The 20967-nt window shown below is 53.1% G+C and carries 25 protein-coding genes; 13 read left to right on the plus strand and 12 right to left on the minus strand.

Annotated elements, in window-relative coordinates; translation table 11 throughout:
• Positions 1–194 precede the first annotated feature (194 nt).
• Genes aroQ through H2515_RS14255 form a run of 6 tightly spaced genes read left to right on the plus strand, consistent with a single transcriptional unit; the run spans position 195 to position 4259 of the window.
• Positions 195–656 carry a type II 3-dehydroquinate dehydratase gene (gene aroQ / locus H2515_RS14230; RefSeq protein ID WP_014030146.1) on the plus strand — a complete coding sequence of 154 codons (462 nt, stop codon included), beginning with the start codon at positions 195–197 and terminating at the stop codon, positions 654–656.
• A gap of 19 nt (positions 657–675) precedes the next feature.
• Positions 676–1155, plus strand: a complete 480-nt coding sequence (gene accB, locus H2515_RS14235; protein WP_065414124.1) for an acetyl-CoA carboxylase biotin carboxyl carrier protein — start codon at positions 676–678, stop codon at positions 1153–1155.
• Positions 1148–2494, plus strand: coding sequence for an acetyl-CoA carboxylase biotin carboxylase subunit (accC, locus tag H2515_RS14240; RefSeq protein WP_065414123.1), 1347 nt, complete (start codon positions 1148–1150; stop codon positions 2492–2494). The genes accB and accC overlap by 8 nt, the downstream gene beginning before the upstream one ends.
• Positions 2491–3369 (plus strand): 50S ribosomal protein L11 methyltransferase, encoded by an 879-nt coding sequence (gene prmA / locus H2515_RS14245; protein WP_035190832.1) that lies wholly within the window; start codon positions 2491–2493, stop codon positions 3367–3369. Before accC ends, prmA begins: the two co-directional genes overlap by 4 nt.
• 2 nt (positions 3370–3371) lie before the next feature.
• Positions 3372–4004 carry a zinc-ribbon and DUF3426 domain-containing protein gene (locus H2515_RS14250; RefSeq protein WP_035190828.1) on the plus strand — a complete coding sequence of 211 codons (633 nt, stop codon included), beginning with the start codon at positions 3372–3374 and terminating at the stop codon, positions 4002–4004.
• A 12-nt stretch (positions 4005–4016) separates the two neighbouring features.
• Complete coding sequence (locus H2515_RS14255; RefSeq protein WP_035190826.1) at positions 4017–4259, plus strand: helix-turn-helix domain-containing protein; 243 nt, start codon at positions 4017–4019, stop codon at positions 4257–4259.
• Here the strand turns inward: H2515_RS14255 and H2515_RS14260 are convergent.
• Both H2515_RS14260 and H2515_RS14265 read right to left on the minus strand, forming a co-directional pair.
• Positions 4241–4906, minus strand: coding sequence for a transglycosylase SLT domain-containing protein (locus tag H2515_RS14260; RefSeq protein WP_198660446.1), 666 nt, complete (start codon positions 4904–4906; stop codon positions 4241–4243). The two genes, H2515_RS14255 and H2515_RS14260, sit on opposite strands and share 19 nt — an antisense overlap.
• A complete protein-coding gene (locus H2515_RS14265; protein WP_172804449.1) occupies positions 4903–5319 on the minus strand; it encodes a ClpXP protease specificity-enhancing factor in 417 nt (138 codons plus the stop codon). Before H2515_RS14265 ends, H2515_RS14260 begins: the two co-directional genes overlap by 4 nt.
• 302 nt (positions 5320–5621) lie before the next feature.
• Between H2515_RS14265 and H2515_RS14270 the strand changes: the two genes are divergently transcribed.
• The 4 genes from H2515_RS14270 to H2515_RS14285 all read left to right on the plus strand — a co-directional run bounded on the left by H2515_RS14270 (position 5622) and on the right by H2515_RS14285 (position 9094).
• On the plus strand, positions 5622–5804 hold the full coding sequence (locus H2515_RS14270) for a hypothetical protein (RefSeq protein WP_198660447.1): 183 nt from the start codon (positions 5622–5624) through the stop codon (positions 5802–5804).
• 71 nt (positions 5805–5875) lie between these two features.
• Complete coding sequence (locus H2515_RS14275; protein ID WP_198660448.1) at positions 5876–6658, plus strand: polysaccharide deacetylase family protein; 783 nt, start codon at positions 5876–5878, stop codon at positions 6656–6658.
• 46 nt (positions 6659–6704) lie between these two features.
• Positions 6705–8027 (plus strand): NAD(P)/FAD-dependent oxidoreductase, encoded by a 1323-nt coding sequence (locus tag H2515_RS14280; RefSeq protein ID WP_035190817.1) that lies wholly within the window; start codon positions 6705–6707, stop codon positions 8025–8027.
• A gap of 2 nt (positions 8028–8029) precedes the next feature.
• Positions 8030–9094, plus strand: a complete 1065-nt coding sequence (locus H2515_RS14285) for a chorismate transformation enzyme, FkbO/Hyg5 family (RefSeq protein ID WP_198660449.1) — start codon at positions 8030–8032, stop codon at positions 9092–9094.
• A 210-nt stretch (positions 9095–9304) separates the two neighbouring features.
• On the opposite strand, the gene H2515_RS14290 is transcribed toward H2515_RS14285, so the two are convergent.
• Entirely contained in the window at positions 9305–9580 is a 276-nt protein-coding gene (locus tag H2515_RS14290; protein WP_065414119.1) for a hypothetical protein, read from the minus strand.
• Between the two features lie 463 nt (positions 9581–10043).
• Here H2515_RS14290 and H2515_RS14295 point away from each other — a divergent pair, with 463 nt between their 5' ends.
• Both H2515_RS14295 and H2515_RS14300 read left to right on the plus strand, forming a co-directional pair.
• On the plus strand, positions 10044–10832 hold the full coding sequence (locus tag H2515_RS14295) for a lysophospholipid acyltransferase family protein (protein WP_198660450.1): 789 nt from the start codon (positions 10044–10046) through the stop codon (positions 10830–10832).
• A complete protein-coding gene (locus tag H2515_RS14300; RefSeq protein WP_198660451.1) occupies positions 10829–11593 on the plus strand; it encodes a glycosyltransferase family 2 protein in 765 nt (254 codons plus the stop codon). The genes H2515_RS14295 and H2515_RS14300 overlap by 4 nt, the downstream gene beginning before the upstream one ends.
• Before the next feature lie 19 nt (positions 11594–11612).
• On the opposite strand, the gene H2515_RS14305 is transcribed toward H2515_RS14300, so the two are convergent.
• From H2515_RS14305 to H2515_RS14325, 5 genes are read right to left on the minus strand one after another with little or no spacing between them, the layout of a single operon-like run.
• Positions 11613–12917 (minus strand): cation:proton antiporter, encoded by a 1305-nt coding sequence (locus H2515_RS14305; protein WP_198660452.1) that lies wholly within the window; start codon positions 12915–12917, stop codon positions 11613–11615.
• A gap of 16 nt (positions 12918–12933) precedes the next feature.
• Positions 12934–13656, minus strand: coding sequence for a 3-oxoacyl-ACP reductase FabG (gene fabG / locus H2515_RS14310; protein WP_035190807.1), 723 nt, complete (start codon positions 13654–13656; stop codon positions 12934–12936).
• On the minus strand, positions 13649–14107 hold the full coding sequence (locus H2515_RS14315) for a 3-hydroxylacyl-ACP dehydratase (protein ID WP_206385112.1): 459 nt from the start codon (positions 14105–14107) through the stop codon (positions 13649–13651). Before H2515_RS14315 ends, fabG begins: the two co-directional genes overlap by 8 nt.
• Positions 14098–14907, minus strand: coding sequence for a beta-ketoacyl synthase chain length factor (locus H2515_RS14320; protein ID WP_065414115.1), 810 nt, complete (start codon positions 14905–14907; stop codon positions 14098–14100). Before H2515_RS14320 ends, H2515_RS14315 begins: the two co-directional genes overlap by 10 nt.
• Positions 14908–14924: 17 nt before the next feature.
• A complete protein-coding gene (locus H2515_RS14325) occupies positions 14925–16118 on the minus strand; it encodes a beta-ketoacyl-[acyl-carrier-protein] synthase family protein (RefSeq protein WP_035190803.1) in 1194 nt (397 codons plus the stop codon).
• Between the two features lie 307 nt (positions 16119–16425).
• Between H2515_RS14325 and H2515_RS14330 the strand changes: the two genes are divergently transcribed.
• A complete protein-coding gene (locus H2515_RS14330; protein ID WP_035190800.1) occupies positions 16426–16689 on the plus strand; it encodes a phosphopantetheine-binding protein in 264 nt (87 codons plus the stop codon).
• A gap of 33 nt (positions 16690–16722) precedes the next feature.
• Here H2515_RS14330 and H2515_RS14335 read toward each other — a convergent pair whose 3' ends face one another.
• Genes H2515_RS14335 through H2515_RS14350 form a run of 4 tightly spaced genes read right to left on the minus strand, consistent with a single transcriptional unit; the run spans position 16723 to position 20961 of the window.
• Positions 16723–19089 (minus strand): MMPL family transporter, encoded by a 2367-nt coding sequence (locus tag H2515_RS14335; RefSeq protein WP_035190797.1) that lies wholly within the window; start codon positions 19087–19089, stop codon positions 16723–16725.
• Positions 19086–19766 (minus strand): LolA family protein, encoded by a 681-nt coding sequence (locus tag H2515_RS14340; RefSeq protein ID WP_198660453.1) that lies wholly within the window; start codon positions 19764–19766, stop codon positions 19086–19088. Before H2515_RS14340 ends, H2515_RS14335 begins: the two co-directional genes overlap by 4 nt.
• A 20-nt stretch (positions 19767–19786) precedes the next feature.
• The gene (locus H2515_RS14345) at positions 19787–20722 is read right to left on the minus strand and encodes an LpxL/LpxP family acyltransferase (protein WP_198660454.1); all 936 of its coding nucleotides are present in this window, start codon (positions 20720–20722) and stop codon (positions 19787–19789) included.
• 2 nt (positions 20723–20724) lie between these two features.
• Positions 20725–20961 (minus strand): hypothetical protein, encoded by a 237-nt coding sequence (locus H2515_RS14350; RefSeq protein ID WP_065414110.1) that lies wholly within the window; start codon positions 20959–20961, stop codon positions 20725–20727.
• Between the last annotated feature and the right edge of the window lie 6 nt (positions 20962–20967).

Consider the following 20967-nt stretch of genomic DNA (forward strand, 5'->3'; position numbering starts at 1 on the left):
CGCGCCGACCCCTCCAGGCATTGCAGCAGAATCCGCGAAGTCTCACATATACCCATTGTATTCTACGCCAAATCCCCGCCTTGGGCGATGGCCCCATTTATTTCCCCTAGCCGCCGCCGCAGGCACGAATGACCTAGATTTATCCGGCCATTTGCGGCAGACTTTACGAATATACTTAGTGTTACGCGGAAGCTATGACTGGATCATCTCCTCATATCCTTGTACTGCATGGACCGAACCTGAATCTGCTGGGTAGCCGTGAGCCCGGCCATTATGGGCAGACCACCCTCGCTGAGATCGATGTCGGGCTGCAGGCGCACGCGCAGGGATGGGGCTGGCGGCTGCGCAGCCTGCAGAGCAATGCCGAACATATACTGATCGACGCGGTTCAGGAAGCGGTCCGCCAGGGCGTTACCTACATCATCATCAACCCCGCAGCCTTCACCCATACCAGCGTCGCCCTGCGTGATGCTCTGGCCGCTGTCCAGATCCCCTTTATTGAAGTGCATTTGTCCAACATCCATGCCCGGGAACCGTTCCGCCAGCACTCCTATTTCTCCGATCTCGCCCAGGGCGTCATCGCGGGGCTGGGTGCGGATGGATATTTCCTGGCGCTGGATGCCATTCATCGGCGCCTGAAGCGCAACAACTCATAACTGATACCAAGGAAAGAGCATGGATATCCAATTCATCCGCCGCCTGGCCGAGCTGCTGGAAAAAAGTGCCATTGATGAAATAGAAGTGGTCGAGGGCGATAACAAAGTCCGAATCACCCGGCACGTCGCGCCTGCGCATACGGCACCGACCGTTACCTACACTCAGCCAATGGCAGTGGCTGCAGCGATGCCCACTGTTGCACCGGTAGCGAGCACACCACCTGCCGCCGTTGAGCAACCGCCCCAAGGTTACGTAATAAAATCGCCCATGGTTGGCACCTTTTACCGCGCCGCCTCCCCCGAAGCCGCGCCCTTTGTGGAAGAAGGCAGCCTTATCAAGGCTGGCCAGACCCTCTGCATTATCGAAGCCATGAAGTTGCTCAACGAAATCGAGGCCGACATCTCCGGAAAAGTGATCAAGGTCTTGGCCAGCAATAGCCAACCCGTCGAATACGGTGAACCCCTGTTCATCATTGCTCCCGAGAATGGAGATGTTTGAGAAAATCCTCATCGCCAACCGCGGCGAAATTGCCCTGCGTATCCAGCGCGCCTGCCGCGAACTGGGCATCCGCACCGTCGCCGTCCACTCCGAGCCCGATCGCGATCTGCTGCATGTCAAACTCGCCGACGAGTCGGTGTGCATCGGCCCGGCGTCCAGCGACAAAAGCTATCTGAACATTCCCGCCGTAATTGCGGCCGCCGAAGTAACGGATGCCGAAGCCATTCATCCCGGCTACGGCTTCCTTTCGGAAAATGCCGACTTCGCCGAACGGGTCGAAAAAAGTGGCTTTGCCTTTATCGGCCCACGTGCCGAGACCATCCGCCTGATGGGCGACAAAATTGCCGCCAAAACGGCCATGAAGAAGGCCGGAGTGCCCTGTGTGCCGGGCTCCGACGGAGCTTTGCCCGACGATAATGGAGCCCTCAAAACCATTGCCCGCGAGATCGGTTATCCCGTCATTCTCAAGGCCGCTGGTGGTGGTGGTGGGCGCGGTATGCGGGTCGTGCATACGGAAGCACACCTCATCAACGCCGCCAATCTGACCCGCGCAGAGGCGGGCAAGGCTTTCGGCAACCCCACCCTGTACATGGAAAAATTCCTGGAGACGCCGCGCCATATCGAGTTTCAGATACTCTGCGATGCCCATGGCCATTGCGTTCATCTGGGTGAACGGGACTGCTCGGTGCAGCGCCGCCATCAGAAAGTGATCGAAGAAGCCCCTGCTCCCGGCATCAGCGCCGCCCAGCGGGCTGAAATCGGCGCATCGGTGGTCAAAGCCTGCGAGGATATGGGCTATCGGGGCGCCGGCACGATCGAGTTTCTCTACGACCCGGGCAGCCAAACCTTCTACTTCATTGAAATGAATACACGCGTGCAGGTCGAGCACCCGGTCACGGAGCTGATTACCGGCATCGACATCGTCAAGGCTCAAATCCGCATTGCAGCGGGCTTGCCGCTTGGGATTCGGCAGGAAGACGTTGTTCTCAGCGGTCACGCCATCGAATGCCGCATCAATGCCGAAGACCCAGAACGTTTCGTACCCTCTCCTGGACAAATTACCGCTTGGCACCCGCCCGGTGGACCTGGCATCCGGGTCGACAGTCACATTTATGCGGGTTATCGCGTGCCGCCCTTCTACGACTCCATGATCGGCAAAATCATCGCGTTCGGAGGCGACCGTGAAGAAGCCAATATGCGTATGCGCAGCGCCCTGCGCGAGACCACCATTGAGGGTATCCAGACCAATATTCCCCTGCACCGGCGGGTCCTGGAAGAGGCCCAGTACGCCGCCGGCGGGGTACATATCCACTATCTTGAGACCTTGCTCGCCTTATGAAAATTGCCTGGTGGCAGCTCGACATGCGTGTCCCCGCGGCAGTTACGGCAGCCATTGAGGTGCAATTACAGGATGCTGGCGCAGAAGCCGTCAGCTTTCTTGAAGGCGACGACAGTGAAGCCGTATTCGATGCAGGGCTGATCTGGCAGAACAGCCAGTGCCAGGCCTTGTTTCCTGCCGACGACCATAGTGAAGCGACCCTGCAAAGGCTGGTCAGAGACAATGACTGGCAGCAATTCGCAGCACAGTTCACGCCGCTGGAGGAACAGGACTGGGTAGCGGCGACGCAGGCCGCTTTCCCGGCACGCTGCTTCGGTCGCCTCTGGGTAACCCCCAGTTGGGATGCGGCGCCCGCCGACGCCACTCGCGTGCTCCATCTCGATCCCGGCCAGGCCTTTGGCACCGGCGCCCACGCCACCACGGCTCTCTGCCTGCGTTTCCTGGACGCGCAGATCCGCGGGGGCGAAAGCCTTATCGATTATGGTTGCGGTTCCGGTATCCTGGCCATCGCCGGGCTGCTGCTGGGAGTCGACCAAGCCTTCGGCGTAGATACGGACCCCGTTGCGCTGCAGGTAGCCGCCGCCAATGCTGAAAGCAATGGCGTCAGTACCAGCCTGCAGCTCGCGCTACCGGAAAACGCCAGCCTGCCCATGGCCGACATCCTGGTCGCCAACATCCTCGCGACCCCCTTGTTGGCCCTCGCCGCCACCCTGGCTGACGCTGTCCGTCCCGGAGGCTGGATCGCCCTGTCCGGCATCCTGCACCATCAGGAAGCGGAGATTAACGCCGCCTATAGACCCTATTTCGATCTCGCCGCCCCGCAACACGAAGAAGACTGGTCGCTCCTCTCTGGCCAGCGCAAAATCGGAGTATGACCATGGAAATCACCTGCCCCCGCTGTGAATCGACCTTCGCCACCGATAACAATGCGTTGCGCGAGCATCACTATCAAGCGAAATGCAGCGTCTGCCAACAAATCTTTCATATTGATATTGCCGCAGAGGATACGCGTGCCGGTAGCAACCTGGGGCGCCTTCTGGGTAAATTTCTGCTCATCCTGGCGATTATCCTGCTGATTACCGCTCTAATTGGGCAGGCACTTTGGTGGACACGCAGCTATAGTTACGCCGCCACCAGTGCGCCAGTACGCCACATATTACTGAGTAGCGCCGAACAACTGGGTGTCACCATTCCGTGGCCGGGCCCTAACAAAGACATCCGTATTTTAAACAGTCAGGTTACCCAGGCGGGGAAGCATCTGGCGCGCATCACCGGCAACATCGAAAATGTGGCCAACAAAGTCCAGGCCTACCCAGTGATCGAAGTCACCCTCAGCAATATCTACGGTGCACCGATAGCGCACCTGCAGTTTACCGCCGCTCAATACCTGAGCGGCGCATTCCATGCCAGCTCCGGGTTTGTTCCCGGCACTGCGGTACCATTTACACTCAGCAGCCCAGCATTAACGACCGCAGCCGGTTACCAAGTCACACTCCTCAGTCGCCCCTGAGCAGGGCTGGCCATGGAAACCACGAACCTGTCGTTGAGCGATTGCGTAACCGCGGTCATGGACCGCTATTTGGCGGATTTGCAGGGCGAAGTGCCCAGCAACCTGCATGCACTGATAATAGACGAAGTGGAACGTGCTCTGCTTGCTAACACGCTGCAGCACTGTAGCGGGCAACGCGGCACGGCTGCCCAGTGGTTAGGCATTAATCGCAACACCTTGCGGAAGAAACTACAAGCCTACGGATTAGATACCTGAATGAGCTGCGGAGCGGCTTGCGCCACCAGTTGCGGATTCACGCCGCCCACCTTGCCGCTGCTATTCAGGTACTGCTGATAATAAGCGAGTACCCGCGGCACGTATGCCTGGGTTTCCGCAAAAGGCGGAATATGGTAACCCGCCTGGATCACGGCCTTCGATCCCGCGTTGTAGGCGGCTACGGCCAGTTTCAGGTCACCGCCAAATACACGCAGCAAATGGGCCAGATACGCCGTGCCACCATTGATGTTGTCAGCCGGGCTAAAGGAGTTGGCCACCCCAAAACGATCCGCCGTTGCCGGAATGAGTTGCATCAGCCCGATCGCCCCTTTGGGTGAAACCGCCCCCGCATTATAACCGGACTCGGCGCTAATCACGGCGTTAACCAGCGCCGGACTGACTCCATAACGGCTAGCTGCCGCCCGAATCAGTGCCTGATAATGCGCCTTGGCCACCTGGTTAAAATCTGCGCGCGCCAGGGCTACCGCCATTTTCGGCGTGCGCATGACCATCCGGTACCTGTCATTCCCGCCAGGCACATTGGTCAGATGCACTACCCCACTGCTATCGGTGTATGCATAAATATTGGCCTCCGCCATGCTTCCGCAAAGGAGCAGCAGCGTACCGAGCAGCAGGTCAAGCCTCACTTCACCACCCGCAGTGCAGGGCGCTCGGGCTTACCTGCGGGTTTGTCCGCGCTCTCAATACCGCCTCCCTCTGGGGACGACGGCGGTGTGCTTGGAGCTTCGGGATCGGCAAAGCCCATCCCCTCCTGCGTCTCCGCGGCGTAAATCGCCGCCACAGCCGCCATCGGTACATCTACCGTGCGGGCGACCCCACCAAAGCGGGCGTTAAAAGTAATCCAGTCATCCGCCATATTGAGACTGTGGCAAGCGCGCGGCGAGACATCAAGAATCATCCGTCCATCCTTTTCGTAGCCACTCGGAACAGACACCCCCGGATAAGCCACAACCACCAGGATATATGGGGTATGTCCCTGGTCCACACACCACTGATAGACGGCATTGAGCAGATAGGGCTTAGCACTTTCAGGTAACAATTTTATTCTCCATCATCAGCATCCAGCCATATAAACAGTGCAAGCCAAAGACATAAGGGTTGCTCCTGTTGCCGCTGCATTCAAAATCATCCATAACTCGTTTATAGACGATTTTTCGGAATTCTCAAGAGAGTTCAGCTGCCGACGGTAGGATCCAGCAAGTAGATGCCACTGTTCAATCCCAACCAATGTAATATATCCACTTGTTTGAAAAACGATTTCTGCGAATAAAACCGCACAGAACAGGTTATTCTTGCACATCCAGAAAAATAGCACACCGCTGTTACAGCAATCTCTAAAATATGAGGCACCATGCCCGCGCCGTTGGTGATCAGCCCCGCTGGTGCGCAACCTTGCCAGCAAGGCATCAGGGGGCGGTGGAACAGAACTTTCTGACGGCAGCCCAGCTCCGCTTGGGGGGTCCGCGGCGCTGGGTGGACCGCCGCCAGAGCGCGCGCCGGGACCGCCATGGGCGCAGTGAGTGACTCCTTGCTGAAAGAGAGATAATCTGTCGCTACAACAACTCACAGAGTCGACAAAGAGAATATATCAACTCATGCTAGAAACGATAATACTAGGTATTTTGGCAAGTGTAATATCCAGCCAAGTCATGCTTGCTATGCTAGTCCTTTGCCCTCGCTGCAAATTGATCAGTCCGAATTTAGTCCGCCTGCCGCAAACCGCTATCGCGCGTCGCGAAATTGCGCTCACCTTCGATGACGGGCCACATGCAGAAATAACCGCTCAAATACTTGATCAGCTAGACCTGCATAACGCCAAAGCCACTTTTTTCTGCATCGGTGAGAAAGTTGCTGCGCACCCGAATTTAGTCGCCGAAATACTTCGTCGCGGCCATAGCGTAGAAAATCACAGTTATCGCCACAATATACTTTTCGCGTTCAGTGGCACAACTACATTAGCGAACGATATTATTAAAGCGCAAAAAGCCATCAAAACTGCGACACATGGGACAGCACCACGTTTCTTCCGCGCGCCTTTTGGCTTTCGCAGTCCATTCTTGGGCGGGGTATTACGGCACCTCGGCCTGCAGCACGTCGCATGGACTCGACGTGGCTATGACACAACCTCTCGAAATCCAGACACCGTGCTCCGTCGCCTCAGCCGCAATCTGGCTGCCGGCGACATACTATTATTGCATGAGGGCAAACTGGCTCTGCTTGTGTTACCCAGACTACTAGAACTGTGTCAGCATAAGGAAGTGCGCAGCGTATCTTTATCCATGATATTTCAGGACCTTAAAACACTCCCGCCAATATACGAGCAGAGCATTGCAAGTGCTTACGGTGATCACACATCATCGACGAATACGCCGAGCTAACTAGTCAGTGTAGCTTTTATAGAAAGCGCCACTGGAGGAACGACAGATGACCAAAGAACAACAGACATCCAACGCACATCCTGTGATACACGAATGTGACGTTCTGGTTATAGGTGGCGGACCGGCAGGCTCGACGATCGGTGCGCTACTCGCAGAGCGCGGCTACCAAATCACCATACTAGAAAAAGCACATCATCCAAGATTTCATATAGGTGAATCCCTGCTTCCCGCCAATTTACCGCTGCTGCAGAAATTGGGTGTTGCCCAAGAGGTAGACCAGATTGGGATGAAAAAGTGGGGCGCAGAATTCAACTCGCCCTACCATACAAAGAAAAGAGAAACTTTCTTATTTGCCGATGCATGGGACAAGTCCATGCCCATGGCCTATCAGGTCAGACGCGCCGACTTCGATGATATTCTGTTTCGCAATGCGCGTAAAAAAGGCGCGACAACGATTGAGGGTTGCCGGGCCCGGTCGGTTGAATTTTTGCCGCACGAAAAAGGTGCCATAGTCTACGCCCTCCGCGAGGATGGATCGACAGAAACATGGAAAGCACGGTTCCTGGTTGATGCATCCGGTAGAGATACATTTCTCGGGACATGCTTCAAGACCAAACAGAATAACCCAAAACATAACAGCTCCGCCCTTTATGCGCACTTCCGTGGGGCACATCGCCTCCCCGACAGCGCAGAGGGACATATTTCGCTATTCTGGTTTGAACATGGGTGGTTCTGGTTCATCCCGTTAGCCGACGGAACCACCAGCGTGGGAGCGGTGGTATGGCCCTCTTATCTCAAAACGCGCAAGAAACCCGTGGAAGATTTTTTTGCGGACACTATCGCCATGTCTCCCGCGCTGGCGCTGCGATTAGCAGACGCACGGCGCGTGACCGATGTCGAAGCTACTGGCAATTACGCCTATATCTGCGCGCAGACCCATGGGGAAAGCTTCCTCATGTTGGGGGATGCATTCGCATTTTACGATCCGGTCTTTTCGTCGGGTGTCATGCTCGCCATGCAAAGCGCTTTTATCGGTGCCGATACTATTGATACCTGCCTGCGGCAACCGCGACGTGCTGCCGCTGCGTTGCGTCGCTTTGACCGGGAAACTCGGCACGGAGGCAAGGTATTCTCCTGGTATATTTATCGCATGTCACAGCCTGCCCTGCGCCATATGTTTATGTTTCCGGGTAACCAGGCACGCACCAAAGAGGCCGTACTATCCGTTCTCGCTGGGGATATTTTCAATAAAACACCGATTTGGACTTCCCTACGGATCTTCAAAATGGTCTATTACCTGACGTCGCTGCGGCACCTCGGAACGTCTTGGGCCGCATACAAAAAACGAAAGGAGAACATCAGGATTTAACCATGCGCTTAGATGACATCATGACAACAGACACTGGCACGCGGCTTACGCTTACTTATGCTCCGGCAGCAGAGGCATTAAACAATGACGCGCTGCGCACTGAAAACATCCTCGGTATCGTGCTGTTCGATAGTCCACTCAGCGCGGGGATTGATGCCGACCAAAGTAGTGGCATTCTAAAAACACCCCTGAGCATTTACGGATCTGATGTCTGTGAAATCTGGAGTACCACACAGACTGTAGTTCCTGGACACTATTTGGATATACGCTATCGGCGTAGTGCAACCCTTACTTTGGGCAGCATAACCCTGGCTATAACATCACCGACAGACGATGGCGACAACATCAGTCCCCCGCCCATTCAGTCATGCGCTCAAGAAGCCTATCAGCAAATATTCAACCTCCTCCACCAGAGTGGACACCTTCACTTACTCCGCGTCTGGAATTTTTTACCCGATATCAATCGTAGCACGCACGGCTTGGAACACTATCGCCAGTTCAATATTGGGCGCCAAAGTTCGTTCATTGCCCACAACCGACTTACCGAAGAAAGTAGCATCCCCGCCGCGAGTGCCGTAGGGACATCCTCCGCAAACTTAGTCGTACATTTTCTCGCCGGGCGGCACAAATCCGTGGCTCTGGAAAATCCCCGACAGATTAGCGCCTATCGCTACCCCAAAGAGTATGGGCCATGCAGCCCTACCTTCTCGCGCGGCGGATGGCTCAATCTAGATCAGCAACATGCCTTATTTATTTCCGGAACCGCCAGCATTGTTGGCCACGACACCTTGCACATCGGTGATGTCGCCGCACAAACCCAGGAAAGCATACGGAACATTTCCGCGGTTATCGATGAAGCGAATCGCGTCGCCGGGCATCATTTACATACATTAAACACGCTGAATTATCGCGTCTATTTCCGCAACATAGCGGACCTATCCATTATCCAGACGGAACTGAATCGGCTTATCGCACCCGCGACGAAAACGCTATACACTCAGGCAGACATCTGCAGATCCGAGCTCCTCGTGGAGATCGAGGCCACAGGCGGCGTCGTGCATTTATAAAAAATGCACAGTATCTACATTGCATGATACCAGCGCCTTAAAGTAGTAGTAGTAGAAACCTTTTCCAGGAAATACCGATTGCAGTGCAAACAATTTTATTCTGATCATTTACTTTTTGATATCTCGCGGATAGAATGAGCAATAGTCAACCTTAATTCCGGTAAAAATATTGACTGATCGAGCCATCTGACTTAGCCCTATTCGACAAATTTAGATTAAGCACCACCAGGAATTCCACATCGGAGCAACAACCTCAATGAAATCAACCATAAGTATCGCCAGACTATTATCTATTACCTGCCTTGCCTCGGGGTTGCTCGGCTGCGCCACCCAAGAATATCCATCCGCATCGACCACTCCAGCATCCGGGGCCGTAGCAGCGGCACCTACGGCGAGCACTACCGCGGCACCGGTCACTGCTGTCGCCCCAAAAACCAACGTCCTCCCCGCTCCCGGTACGCCATTCTCCAAATTGAAGATAGGCATGTCCAGACGCCAGGTCGAACAACTGATTGGCTTTCCAGACCACACATCGAGCCACATTACCGGCAAGCAATTTATTCCGTTCTACTTTGGCGGGGATACGCGCCGTACAGAAGCGTCTTATAAGGGCCAAGGTGTCCTTACTTATGACAATAACTCTCGATTTGGATCAACAGATACCCTGCTGATAATAACAGTGGACACTAATACTCCGTAAAAATAATGTCTCGTTGCACATCCTAACGCCAAAATTTAACAGCTTCGGCAGCAAGCGCGAAGCGGTTGACAAAAATTGCAATCCGTGACAAAAGCTAAGAAATTCTGGTAAGTTATTTAAGATCCTTATTTCTGCTTAGGGCGACGTCAATGTTGGACTACATACCGGCTAAGGGTCAGATATCCATGCAGATACATGCTAGCCAAGTGCTATTGCAGGCCAGGCCTTTACGATCAATATATTCATCCCATGAGATTTATTGATAAAATACGCTCTGCCAGAGAATATGTGGTATTTTACGTTGGTCTCGCGCTCTTGGCGACCATTAGTCTTTTGTGGTCTATTTTTGCACTACCCATGAACATTATATTGCCGATAAAGTTGCGGAAATTAGCGGGAAGATGGGTTATTTCCATGGGGTTTAGGCTGTATCTGCGGGCATTATCCGCTCTCGGTGCTTGTCATTTTGATATTAGCGCACTCGATACACTTAGTGATGAATCACCGATGGTCATCGCACCGAATCACCCATCACTACTCGATGCGATTATGATCCTTTCGCGCATGCCGCGCCTAGCATGCATTATGAAAGCGGAATTGGTAGATAATCCATTTTTTGGCGCTGGCGCGCGCTTGGCTTGTTACATTCGTAATGACGCCTTACGCCACATGCTTCACCTTGCCGTCGAGGAACTACGTGGTGGCAGTCATTTACTACTTTTTCCGGAAGGCACCCGAAGTCACCCCCTTCCCATCGGAACCATACGGGGCAGCATTGCGCTGATCGCCAAGCAGGCCCATGTCCCCATTCAGACCCTATTAATCACCGCAGACTCTCCCTTTCTCGGTAAGGGATGGCCCTTCTTTCGTAAGCCGACCATGCCTATTCACTACCGTATAGAGATAGGTCGCCGCTTCGATCCACCAACGGACGTACGCCGTTCGATGGCGGAACTGGAAACCTATTTTCACTCAGCTTTGACAGGCAACCCTTTACCACCAAATGCCGCAGCAGCGGCAGCCGACGAATTGGAATGAAACAACCCTCCAGCACCCACTTATTGCTTATTCCGAGCTACAACCCTGGACCTAAAGTCTATGAAACCGTGACCGCGGCACGTCAGCATTGGAGCCCTGTCTGGGTCATCGTGGACGGGAGCACCGACGGCACGGCAATAGGCCTCCAGGAATTAGCGCGCCGGGATAGTGGATTGCGCATTCTTCTTCTCTCCCGCAACCGGGGCAAAGGTGAAGCTATACGCTTTGGCTTGGCGCAAGCCCAGGCGCGGGGCTATACCCATGTATTGACGATGGACTCTGATGGTCAACATCCCGCCGAGGCGGTTCCTGCCTTTATGCAGGCATCGGCTCACAACCCTGACGCCATGATCCTCGGCGTACCGGTTTTTGATGCCAGCGCCCCTGCTCTTCGGGTAAAAGGTCGCAAGATATCTAACTGGTGGGCCAATCTGGAAACGCTAGGTGGGGGTATTGGTGACTCCCTGTTTGGCTTTCGCGTTTATCCCTTAGCCCCCCTGCAGCGCCTCATGCACAAACAGCGCTGGATGCGGCGTTTCGACTTCGACCCTGAAGCTGCTGTACGAATGTCTTGGATGGGAATCCGTATTATCAATTTACCGGCATTCGTGCGTTATTTTGAGACCAGCGACGGCGGGGTTTCTCATTTTCATTACCTGCGTGATAACATTCTGTTGACCTGGATGCATACCCGTTTATTTCTCGGCTTTATAATACGCCTGCCGATGTTATTAGCACGCCGGATACAGCAACAGCATTAGCTGCCATATGACCCACTGTTCAGTATTTTAGTAGCAACGCCCCCCCATGTTGCCCATGCACATGGGGTAACCAGCGCCGCAGCAACGGCGTTGTGATGATAGTACTCACAATAGCCATAATGACCAGCATGGTAAAAACATTTACCGAGATAGCCCCCATATCATAACCCACATTAATGACAATAAGCTCCATGAGTGCTCTGGTATTCATCATGACCCCAATTATTTTTCCCTGATGATGATTTAATCCTGAAATCCGTGCGGCGACATACACTCCAGCAACCTTAGAGATCGTCGCCAATATCAATATTAAACCACACCAAATCCACAGTCCAACACCATCGAGCGCAGTAATATTAGTTCGCAAGCCGGTATAGGTAAAAAATATTGGCAGGAAAAAGACTAAAACGAAAGGGGCAACACGCTCTTGCCATAGTTTGGCAAAAGCGTGTTCGTCATACAATATGACACCCATAATAAACCCACCAAATATCGTAAATATTCCTAACGCTGAGGTAATCATACCCGAGATGAATATGCTCACTAAAACGATGCCCAGAAAAGTCGCAGACATTCCATGCTCAGCGTCAAAGTGGCGGACCGCCCATTTCATGAGTGGCCGAACGAAAAAAAACCACGCCAGGACAAAAAGCAAAACGAAAAATACCTTAGCCAAAAATAAGGGAAATTGGAATTGCGCAAGCGCCATGGCCGTTACCAGTGCGAGCAACAACCAGCCCACCACGTCATTTATCGCCGCAGCACTGATTGCGATCACCCCAAGGCGGGATTTCGTTATGCCCAGCTCCATCATAATGCGACCGAGAACAGGAACAGCCGTAATGGAAAAAGCGGTAGCCACAAAGAGCGCCGAAACCCAGCGGTTCGCTTCCGGAGAAAGCTGAGGAGCGCTCATGAAGCCCACGCCAAGACCCGTAGCGAATGGTAACAACAGGCTAGCCATCGCTATCCATAACACTACACGGCGATTGGCTTTTTCCTTGAGATGCGAAAAATCAAATTCCAGGCCGACCTGAAACATCAGCAAGATAAGGCCTAACTGGGAAAGGACATCTAACGGCCCTGACGGAATAGAATGGAAAACCCAATGAAAAGGAACGGGCATTATCCAGCCGAATAATGAAGGACCCAGCAGAATGCCCGCAATAATTTCTCCAACAACAGTGGCCTGGGCTATTCTAGCAGCAAAGCTTCCCGCAAGGCGCGCGGCCAGAATAATAATGCAAAGTTGTGCCAAGGTAAAAAATACCAGACGTTCGGATTGCTGGGTTGCCAAATCCGCAACATGCTTAGCAATGGTCATGAAATTGTTTCTATGTTCATACCATGGCACCATTGACCGATATAATCTGCCCACTGATGTAAGCCGCTTTTTCTGAGGCCAGGAAACCCACGAGATCAGCGACCTCGGCCGGTTGTCCCGCCCGCCCCATGGGCACCATCTGGGTGATTCGCGCAGCATCAAAAGCCTGCGCACTCATTTCCGTGGCGATAATCCCGGGCGCTACGGCATTGACGGTAATACCCCGGCTGGCCACTTCCAACGCTAGCGATTTAGTCGCCGCATGTAACGCACCCTTCGCTGCTGCGTAATTTACTTGTCCGCGGTTCCCCATAAGCGCCGCCACGGAGGTAATATTGATGATCCGTCCCCAGCGGGTGCGGATCATGGGCATCAAGACGGCCTGCGTCACATGGAAAAAGCCGTTCAACGAAACATCTATGACCTCCTGCCACTGCTGCGGACTGAGCCCTGGAAAAGCCGCATCATCGTGGATTCCGGCATTATTGATCAACACCTGTATCGGCCCCGATGCAATCAACGCCTGTATGGACTGCGTCGTCGTCTCGCGGTCGGTGATATCGAAGGCAGCCACCACCGCGCGACCGCCTGCGTCTCTGATGGACACCGCCAAAGCGGTGGCTTTTACCAGGTTGCGATGCGTGTGAATAATAACGTCAAAGCCATCTGCCGCCAGCCTTTGGCAGATAGCGGCACCAATGCTACCGCTCCCGCCCGTCACCAAGGCACGTTTACACATCAGGGGCTTCCTGTTGGGCCGCCACGAAAATAATGATCCGACCCCTAACGAGTATACGTCGGTCAGTAGCGATAGCGAAGTTGTAAAGCAAACTACTGTGCGCCGCGAGTCTTGTTGCACTAACCGCCAGATCGCCCTCGATATCGTCGAGGCGCGTTATTTCCAGACATAATTCGCGGACACTCGCGAGGTAACCAGCACCGGTCCTTTGAGGCTCACCGCCCTCTTTCGCCCGGACTAATGCATCATGTACAGCCATGGCCTGTGCCGCATACTCGACGGCGCAAATCGCACCCAGCCGTCCACCCACACGCAATGGGTTGCTTGCGCTTCGATGGCTGCTCGCGACACAGAGAATCTGCTCGTCATCCCAGCGCTCTACGCAATCCAGCAAGAGCATATTGCCTTTATGCGGAAGGTGATCGGAGATCCACTGACGACCTATCGACACGGCGCCACTTCGAGCAGCAGATATTGAGAAGGCAAATACTCCAATACGATATTTCCGGTATCGCGCCGCGCGATGGCTTGCAGCAGCGGCAAACAACGCGCTGCGGGGATGGCTCTGGAGAGATCGTCAAGCAGCACGTCGGACATCGCTTGCCCCGGCAACTCGGCAAAGGGCAGGTCGCCGGCAATCTGGATCTGCGCCAGAGATTTTCCGGGATGCGGCGTTATCGTCAATAACAATGCAACCGCAAAAATATCGGGTACCGGGCGAACGGTGGACAGCGGAAAGGGATAATCCTGATCACTGGCCACCAGCAACACAGGGGTACGGAGCGACACCAGCAGCGATACGGCTTCTAACAGGCCAGCCGCAAAACTTCCATCATAGGCGCTCACCACAGACGATGGCGCCATCGCACCCGTGGCAATACCCCAGTAACCAGAAATCGCGTTATGCACGGAATTGTGAAACTGGGTGGGCGATATCAGATGGTCGCCAGCGGCCAGCGCGGAACAAATGGCGTTGCAGATATCCCCATCGCCCCCCGAAGAGGCAAACACCGATGCCGGCTCCGCAGGCAAGACATCCGCCATGGCGCAGGCCGCATATCCCACCTGCAGTGCGGCCATAACCCCTCTGCTGGCGCGGCGTCGTTCTGCCGGGGGTAAGGATTCCGGCGGCGACAATATCGTCTTTCCGGGCAGATAAGTATGTTCACCCTTCAGTAAACATACGGCCTCTTGCCAGCTTTCGATGCCCGGCCCCAACACTCCAATGCCGTCCACATACACAGGATGCATAGCGAAACCCCGGTTCGTTAAATGGGATGGCCAAAAATCAGGCTGCAGTTACTGCCACCAAAACCGAATGAATTACTTAACACCGTGGAGATCGCACCTCCCTGATTTTGGGAAATATAATTAATTTTCATCGCATGATCCCGCGGTCCGGTATACGGACTCGACGGCATAAAGCCGTTTTGAATGGCCAATACGCATATGGCCGCTTCCAAAGCGCCGGCGGCACCCAATGTATGACCCGTAGCCCCTTTCGTCGAGCTGCAAGGTGTTGCGGTACCGAAGACATTCGCTATGGCAATTGCCTCTGCCGCATCATTTGCAACAGTGCCAGTACCATGCAGATTAATATAGTCAACATGCTCAGGATCCAATCCTGCGGAGCTCAACGCGCGCTCCATAGCCAGGCGCGCACCCAGACCCTCCGGATGTGGTGAGGACATATGATAGGCGTCGCTTGATTCGCCGACACCCAACAACCAGACGGCTTCGCGATCCTGAGGACCGGCCACTCTCTCCACAAGCATATACGCGGCCGCCTCCCCAATAGAAATGCCCGCCCGATCACCGTTAAATGGTCGACAAGGTTCTTTAGCCAAAAGACCCAGAGACTCAAAACCATAGAGTGTCGTCGCGCATAATGAATCCACACCGCCCACCACTGCCGCATCAATCAGGCCGCAATCTATCATCCGCTGGGCGGTGGCGAAGACCTTCGCACTGGAAGAACATGCCGACGAAACCGCCACCGCAGGCCCTGCAAGAGCAAGCTTACGCCGGACAAATTCCGTAAGGGAATAAGGGCTATGGGTACCTGCATATACGAATTCTGCCGGTAGCTGGCCATTCACTGCGTCACGATGTTGAAACGCCCACTCGGTACGTGACATACCGGCAGTGCTCGTTCCCAGGAAAACACCCACGCGTCGTCGCCCCCAGCGACCGACGGCCGCCTCAACAGCATCTGTAAAACCATCTTGAGAAAGTGCGAGCTGGGCAAGGCGATTATTACGACAATTGAAGTCGCGCAGATCTGCATCCATTTTTTCGTCATCCACGCCAGCCACTTCACCGACCCATGTATCGACGACCATGTCGCGGAATACACAAGGCGCGAGCCCACCCCGCCGCCCATGCAATGCGGCCAAGGTCTGCTCCAGACCGCGTCCAATGCAACTTGTAGCGGTCACGCCAGAAATCATCAGAATGGACATATATATTATAAATCAATGTGATATTGTAACACCATTGTGATGGCGAAGTGGCCAAAAGTCAACCCGCACCCGCTGATCACACCGCCTCCCGATGCCCTCTTCGCTGGCAAACCCCGCCACAGAGGATGGTGGACGGCACCTTATTCTGGGTTACAATCCCAACACTACGTTCGACGAGGGAGCACCGGCAGAAACAAGAGAACGGTGCACTCCTGACAACGCGTGCAGAGCGAATAAAGCCATGCACACTCTGGCAGGCCAGCGGAATCTGACGTACAACGACAGTCAAAATGGAGATACTTAAAGAATGGCCCTTACCCCAGAAGAAGCAGACTTAAGCCGTTTAATTATAAAATCCTTGAACCTGCCAGGGGACCCTTTGCAGGTAGATCCAGAAGCCCCACTCTATGGCGGTCCATTGGGCTTGGATTCTATTGATCTCCTGGAGCTGTCTATGGTAATCACCAAGAAATATGGGGTAATGCTATCTGGCGAAGGAGCCAATAAAACAGAGATATTCAGTTGCCTAAGAAACCTTTGTAATTACGTACAAAACCATCAACCTGGCTAAGCACAACACTCCCTCAACAGTAAGCCTCTGCGCTCACAATGTGTGTTGTATTATCACTTTTCTTCGCTCAACCAAGCTGGCAGAAAATAAAAGAGCCAATATCACGCCGGGAGCAACCGTGGCACCAATTGCCTGAAGGACTGGGACTCCGGAGAACGCCAGGGGCGCAAAACCGATGACCGTGGCCATATTGGCAACAACTAAAGATACTAAAGTACGCGATGAGCCTTCTCCGTTCAGCTGTCCTCCACGATCAAAGAATAGTGCGTAGTTAGACCCAACGGCAACTATCAACATCAGCCCAATGAGATTCATAATGTTCAACTCGATACCCATCATCACAAATACAGCCACCACCGAAAGTACTGCAGCAATTAATGGTAACATGATTCGAATAACGCGCATCACGGATCGAAAGACCACTAACAATAAAATGATAATACCTAAAACACCAGTCAGAGAAAGCTTGAGAGCATTCCTGATATACCCGGAATAAAGCGTGTTTGTGGCGCCAGAAATGTCAACAAAAATAGCATCATCAACATGATTATGCGTCATTACTGCTTGCACTGCCTTAGAGTCAACCTTACCGGATGATGGCGCTATAACAGGTAATAATACGCTCCACTCCTGGCCATGATGCACAAGCATACTGTCTACCATTTGCCGAACACTTGCTGGCAGCTCAGCATAAGTCAGTGGCGGCAGCTTCCGCTCCCGCTCTACCGCGTGGACAAACGGGGAGAGCCGTGATGCTGACACTGGCAGGCCGCGCACCGCTGCTTCTAAACGCGCGGTCAAAACAGGTTCCGAAGGCAAAGCTGATCTTCGCTCCACTTGGGATCCTACGCCGGGCAAAAAACGAGTAGGTGTTTGAAAGCCACCAATAATACCAGAGACCTGGAGCCGTTCTAATAGCGGCTCAATTTTACTAGCTTCTTCCAGAGCCAAGTTACGGGTTGGTCTGGAGACAACCAGCAGATATCCTGCATCAGGTATCCCCATATCCTTACGCAACTTCGCATAGAGTAACTGATCGGCTTTAGGAACCGGACTAAGTGCCGACAGTTCGTGACTCCAGATATGATCACGATGGACAACCAAAATGCCACTCGCAATGACTGTCAATAGAATAACGACCCATCTTGCGGACGACAGCATACGCATAATGTCGAGAAGAATATCACCCACCCGCTCGAAATCGCGCCGCTTAAAATGATGCAATGGCAGTCTCGGCAATACAAAGCGGGTAACACCCGCGGCGGTGAGTAGGCCGGTAATAGCATAGAGGCCGAGCTGTGCGAGTCCTGGCAGGTTAGAAAACAGCAGACTGGCAAAACCGGCCACTGAGGTGAAAACGCCCAGCCTGATGATGGGCCAATATTTTTTTTTCCATAACTCCGCACCAGTAGCCATTTCCCCGGCCTGCACGAAGAAATATATTGAATAATCTACAGCTTCCCCGATCAGCGCCGTGCCGAATCCCAAAGTGATATCATAAACCATCCCAAAACCTAAAGACACCGCCGCAATACCAACGACAACACCAGACATCACGGGTACAAGGCTGAAAGCGAGCACCGCCAGCGACCGGTATACGAACAAAAGCAGCATAATAATTAATGTGCCACTTATCAGCGACATCAACTCTGCGGCATGGACGATGGTATCGCGCGCCGCCACAGAAATCACACCCACACCACTCAACTGTAACTTGATGTTTTGGTCAGAGCTCCCCATGTCCCTTTGCGCCAACCTGAATATATTTTTTATAGTAGCTATCGCCTGTTGTTGTGCGTTACTATCCGATCCCGGAAATCGCGTTTGCAACAAAAGCAATGCGCTATCTCCAGTCGAGGATACCCACACACCATCCAGGACTCGCGGTTTCGCCATTCCACTCATCCCCTTCGCCATGCCAATCATGGCTCCAGTAGGGTCACTCGGGAAAAGCGCTACCATTGCCTCACCGCCTGGAGTAGCCAGGTCATTGAGTGTCTTTTCTATCGCATCGTGCAACCCTCTTACCGAAAATAGCTCCGGCTTGGTAGCTGCACTCAACAAATAACGGTGCGTGAATAGATAACTATATATTTTGGAATTCACGCCCGCATTCCCATTACTCACAAATTCAAATTGGTTATTCTTACGGAGATCGCGAACCATTTGAGTGGAAATACGCGCCCTTGCAGCGGCATCGCCGCCGTTGATCCCCACTAAAATCTTGCGTGAGAGCACACCATTGCGCAACTGCTCGTTCAATAACTCCTGCTGTGCGCTAGATGATCTTGGCAAAAATTCGGATAGCGTGGACTCAAATTTTGTATTGATTATTATGCCAATGGCGCCGATCAGAATCGCCAGCCACACGCCCAGAATCAACCATCGGAATTTTCTCATGGAGTAGACGAATTTCTTATACTAATAAACGACCAATCGTGATTTGCTTTTACAATTTCAATACTGCGTACCAGGTGCCCGATACCACTAACGGTGATATGCTTGATCTGTTTTGCAAACGCATTTTGCTTCGGTACCAGAATTAACGTCCAGCTATTTTTTTTGCCTTTGAGGGAAAGCATAAAATGCGTCTCTAACAGCTCCGTATTTCCGGTCAATACCCCGCGAATACTATCGACAAAGGCGAGCAGTTCCGGATGATCGTCCAATTTAATAGTATATTTATCCATGGTGAGAACATTGCCTTGTACCAGCATCACCTGATCTCTGGGTTTGACAGTGTGCATTTCCAGCGTATCCGGTGCCACAAAGCGCATATTGCCAGATGATTGTATTGGCTTATCCAAAAACCCAATATACTTGGTCTCTACAAAAGAGGCCTGGCTAGACTTCACTTGCGCCAATGCATGCATTAATTGTGTTATGTTCCAGTCTGCCGCGGAGGCCGCTTGTATTATCATGGAGCCCCCGAGGAAAAAAGCGAGCACAGCGCCAATGACATATCTTCTGGGCAGATAAAATATTCGCCGAAGCAGTAGTGATCTGAAAAATAAAATGTTACTACTGGGCGCGGTGATCGCGGCCAGAGACTCCGGTTGAGCGCGCTCAGTACTCATTTTATATGATCCTCTCTCACTTAAATATTAGAAGTTTTTACCCAAAAATCATAAAAGTTAAACCAATTATAAGGGGCCATATGGCAGCAATTTTCAATCTCATTGACATAGGTTAACATCGCATCCTGAATAGCCTTGTCCTGATCCAATTTCTCTACCGAAGAAAAATCGGCAATCTGCTTTATAAATATTTCATAGTGCCCTGGACCCGTATAAAGACCGGCCATAAAATACAAGGGCCGATTGAGCAGTGCCGCAATACGAAAAGTGCCGCTCGGCCATGCGGCGGGCTCTCCGAGGAATGGGACGATCCGCTTTTTCTCTGACCCGACGGACCGGTCACCGAGGAAACCAACCAACGCACCCATTTCCAATTGCTCCTGAACACGCAGCATCGTGTCCCAACGACCGAGTGGGATAATATTAGGTCGCTCTCCGGTTTTCATGCTCGCCAGCGTGGCATTGAGTTTTTTTGCATTATCCTCATACATCACCATCACCACCGGCACCCCAGGATACTTCAGACCGACAGACCGCAATACCTCAAAGCTGCCCAGGTGCGCCCCCACCAGCAGGGCTCCACGCATGTCGGCAATCGCCTGTTCCACGTCTTTGGACAAATGCGACTGGATAGTAAACGATGAATCATCATTACTGAGCAGATACACTCTATCGTGAATCGTCGTAGCAAACGTCAGGAAATGACGATAGATATCTCTGGCATCGGCGCGGCGCCCGAGAACGCGGGTAAGGTAGACCCGGGAGGCAACCCGCGCAGCGGGCGCAAAAAGCAAAAAATAGCCCGCAATCAAATACAACACCACACGACCGACAGTCCTTCCCATCTTTTTCGAAATCCAGATCATCAGGCGCAGCATAAATCGGCTTCCCCGCTCGGGGCTTCTAAACCACTCGCTATCCGGCGATTGTTGAACCGTGCTAAACCGGTGAACCATTATTAGAGTCGCTCCAAAACATGCCCAGAGAAGTCGCCGGATGCGACCAGACGAGCGCCCGCATGGACTTCAAAGGTCATGGGCAGTGCATCTGCCACGAGCACGCGAAGATTCAGCAATTCACCAGGTGCCGCCGTGCTGTAGAATTTCGCCGAGCTAATACTGCAATCATTTATCGGCAAATCTCCCGTTGCGGCCATAGCGCAAACAATCTCATCCAGAAGCAAGGCGGCGGGCACAATCGG

It is taken from the genome of Acidithiobacillus ferrivorans (genome assembly GCF_016250455.1).
GTDB classification, from domain to species: domain Bacteria; phylum Pseudomonadota; class Gammaproteobacteria; order Acidithiobacillales; family Acidithiobacillaceae; genus Acidithiobacillus; species Acidithiobacillus ferrivorans.

What these genes read in the sequence shown, in the direction of transcription:
- aroQ (WP_014030146.1), top strand. Translation starts at nt 195, where the DNA reads ATGACTGGATCATCTCCTCATATCCTTGTACTGCATGGACCGAACCTG.
- accB (WP_065414124.1), top strand. Translation starts at nt 676, where the DNA reads ATGGATATCCAATTCATCCGCCGCCTGGCCGAGCTGCTGGAAAAAAGT.
- accC (WP_065414123.1), top strand. Translation starts at nt 1,148, where the DNA reads ATGTTTGAGAAAATCCTCATCGCCAACCGCGGCGAAATTGCCCTGCGT.
- prmA (WP_035190832.1), top strand. Translation starts at nt 2,491, where the DNA reads ATGAAAATTGCCTGGTGGCAGCTCGACATGCGTGTCCCCGCGGCAGTT.
- H2515_RS14250 (WP_035190828.1), top strand. Translation starts at nt 3,372, where the DNA reads ATGGAAATCACCTGCCCCCGCTGTGAATCGACCTTCGCCACCGATAAC.
- H2515_RS14255 (WP_035190826.1), top strand. Translation starts at nt 4,017, where the DNA reads ATGGAAACCACGAACCTGTCGTTGAGCGATTGCGTAACCGCGGTCATG.
- H2515_RS14270 (WP_198660447.1), top strand. Translation starts at nt 5,622, where the DNA reads ATGAGGCACCATGCCCGCGCCGTTGGTGATCAGCCCCGCTGGTGCGCA.
- H2515_RS14275 (WP_198660448.1), top strand. Translation starts at nt 5,876, where the DNA reads ATGCTAGAAACGATAATACTAGGTATTTTGGCAAGTGTAATATCCAGC.
- H2515_RS14280 (WP_035190817.1), top strand. Translation starts at nt 6,705, where the DNA reads ATGACCAAAGAACAACAGACATCCAACGCACATCCTGTGATACACGAA.
- H2515_RS14285 (WP_198660449.1), top strand. Translation starts at nt 8,030, where the DNA reads ATGCGCTTAGATGACATCATGACAACAGACACTGGCACGCGGCTTACG.
- H2515_RS14290 (WP_065414119.1), bottom strand. Translation starts at nt 9,580, where the DNA reads ATGCCTATCTTCAATTTGGAGAATGGCGTACCGGGAGCGGGGAGGACG.
- H2515_RS14295 (WP_198660450.1), top strand. Translation starts at nt 10,044, where the DNA reads ATGAGATTTATTGATAAAATACGCTCTGCCAGAGAATATGTGGTATTT.
- H2515_RS14300 (WP_198660451.1), top strand. Translation starts at nt 10,829, where the DNA reads ATGAAACAACCCTCCAGCACCCACTTATTGCTTATTCCGAGCTACAAC.
- H2515_RS14305 (WP_198660452.1), bottom strand. Translation starts at nt 12,917, where the DNA reads ATGACCATTGCTAAGCATGTTGCGGATTTGGCAACCCAGCAATCCGAA.
- fabG (WP_035190807.1), bottom strand. Translation starts at nt 13,656, where the DNA reads ATGTGTAAACGTGCCTTGGTGACGGGCGGGAGCGGTAGCATTGGTGCC.
- H2515_RS14320 (WP_065414115.1), bottom strand. Translation starts at nt 14,907, where the DNA reads ATGCATCCTGTGTATGTGGACGGCATTGGAGTGTTGGGGCCGGGCATC.
- H2515_RS14325 (WP_035190803.1), bottom strand. Translation starts at nt 16,118, where the DNA reads ATGTCCATTCTGATGATTTCTGGCGTGACCGCTACAAGTTGCATTGGA.
- H2515_RS14330 (WP_035190800.1), top strand. Translation starts at nt 16,426, where the DNA reads ATGGCCCTTACCCCAGAAGAAGCAGACTTAAGCCGTTTAATTATAAAA.
- H2515_RS14335 (WP_035190797.1), bottom strand. Translation starts at nt 19,089, where the DNA reads ATGAGAAAATTCCGATGGTTGATTCTGGGCGTGTGGCTGGCGATTCTG.
- H2515_RS14340 (WP_198660453.1), bottom strand. Translation starts at nt 19,766, where the DNA reads ATGAGTACTGAGCGCGCTCAACCGGAGTCTCTGGCCGCGATCACCGCG.
- H2515_RS14345 (WP_198660454.1), bottom strand. Translation starts at nt 20,722, where the DNA reads ATGGTTCACCGGTTTAGCACGGTTCAACAATCGCCGGATAGCGAGTGG.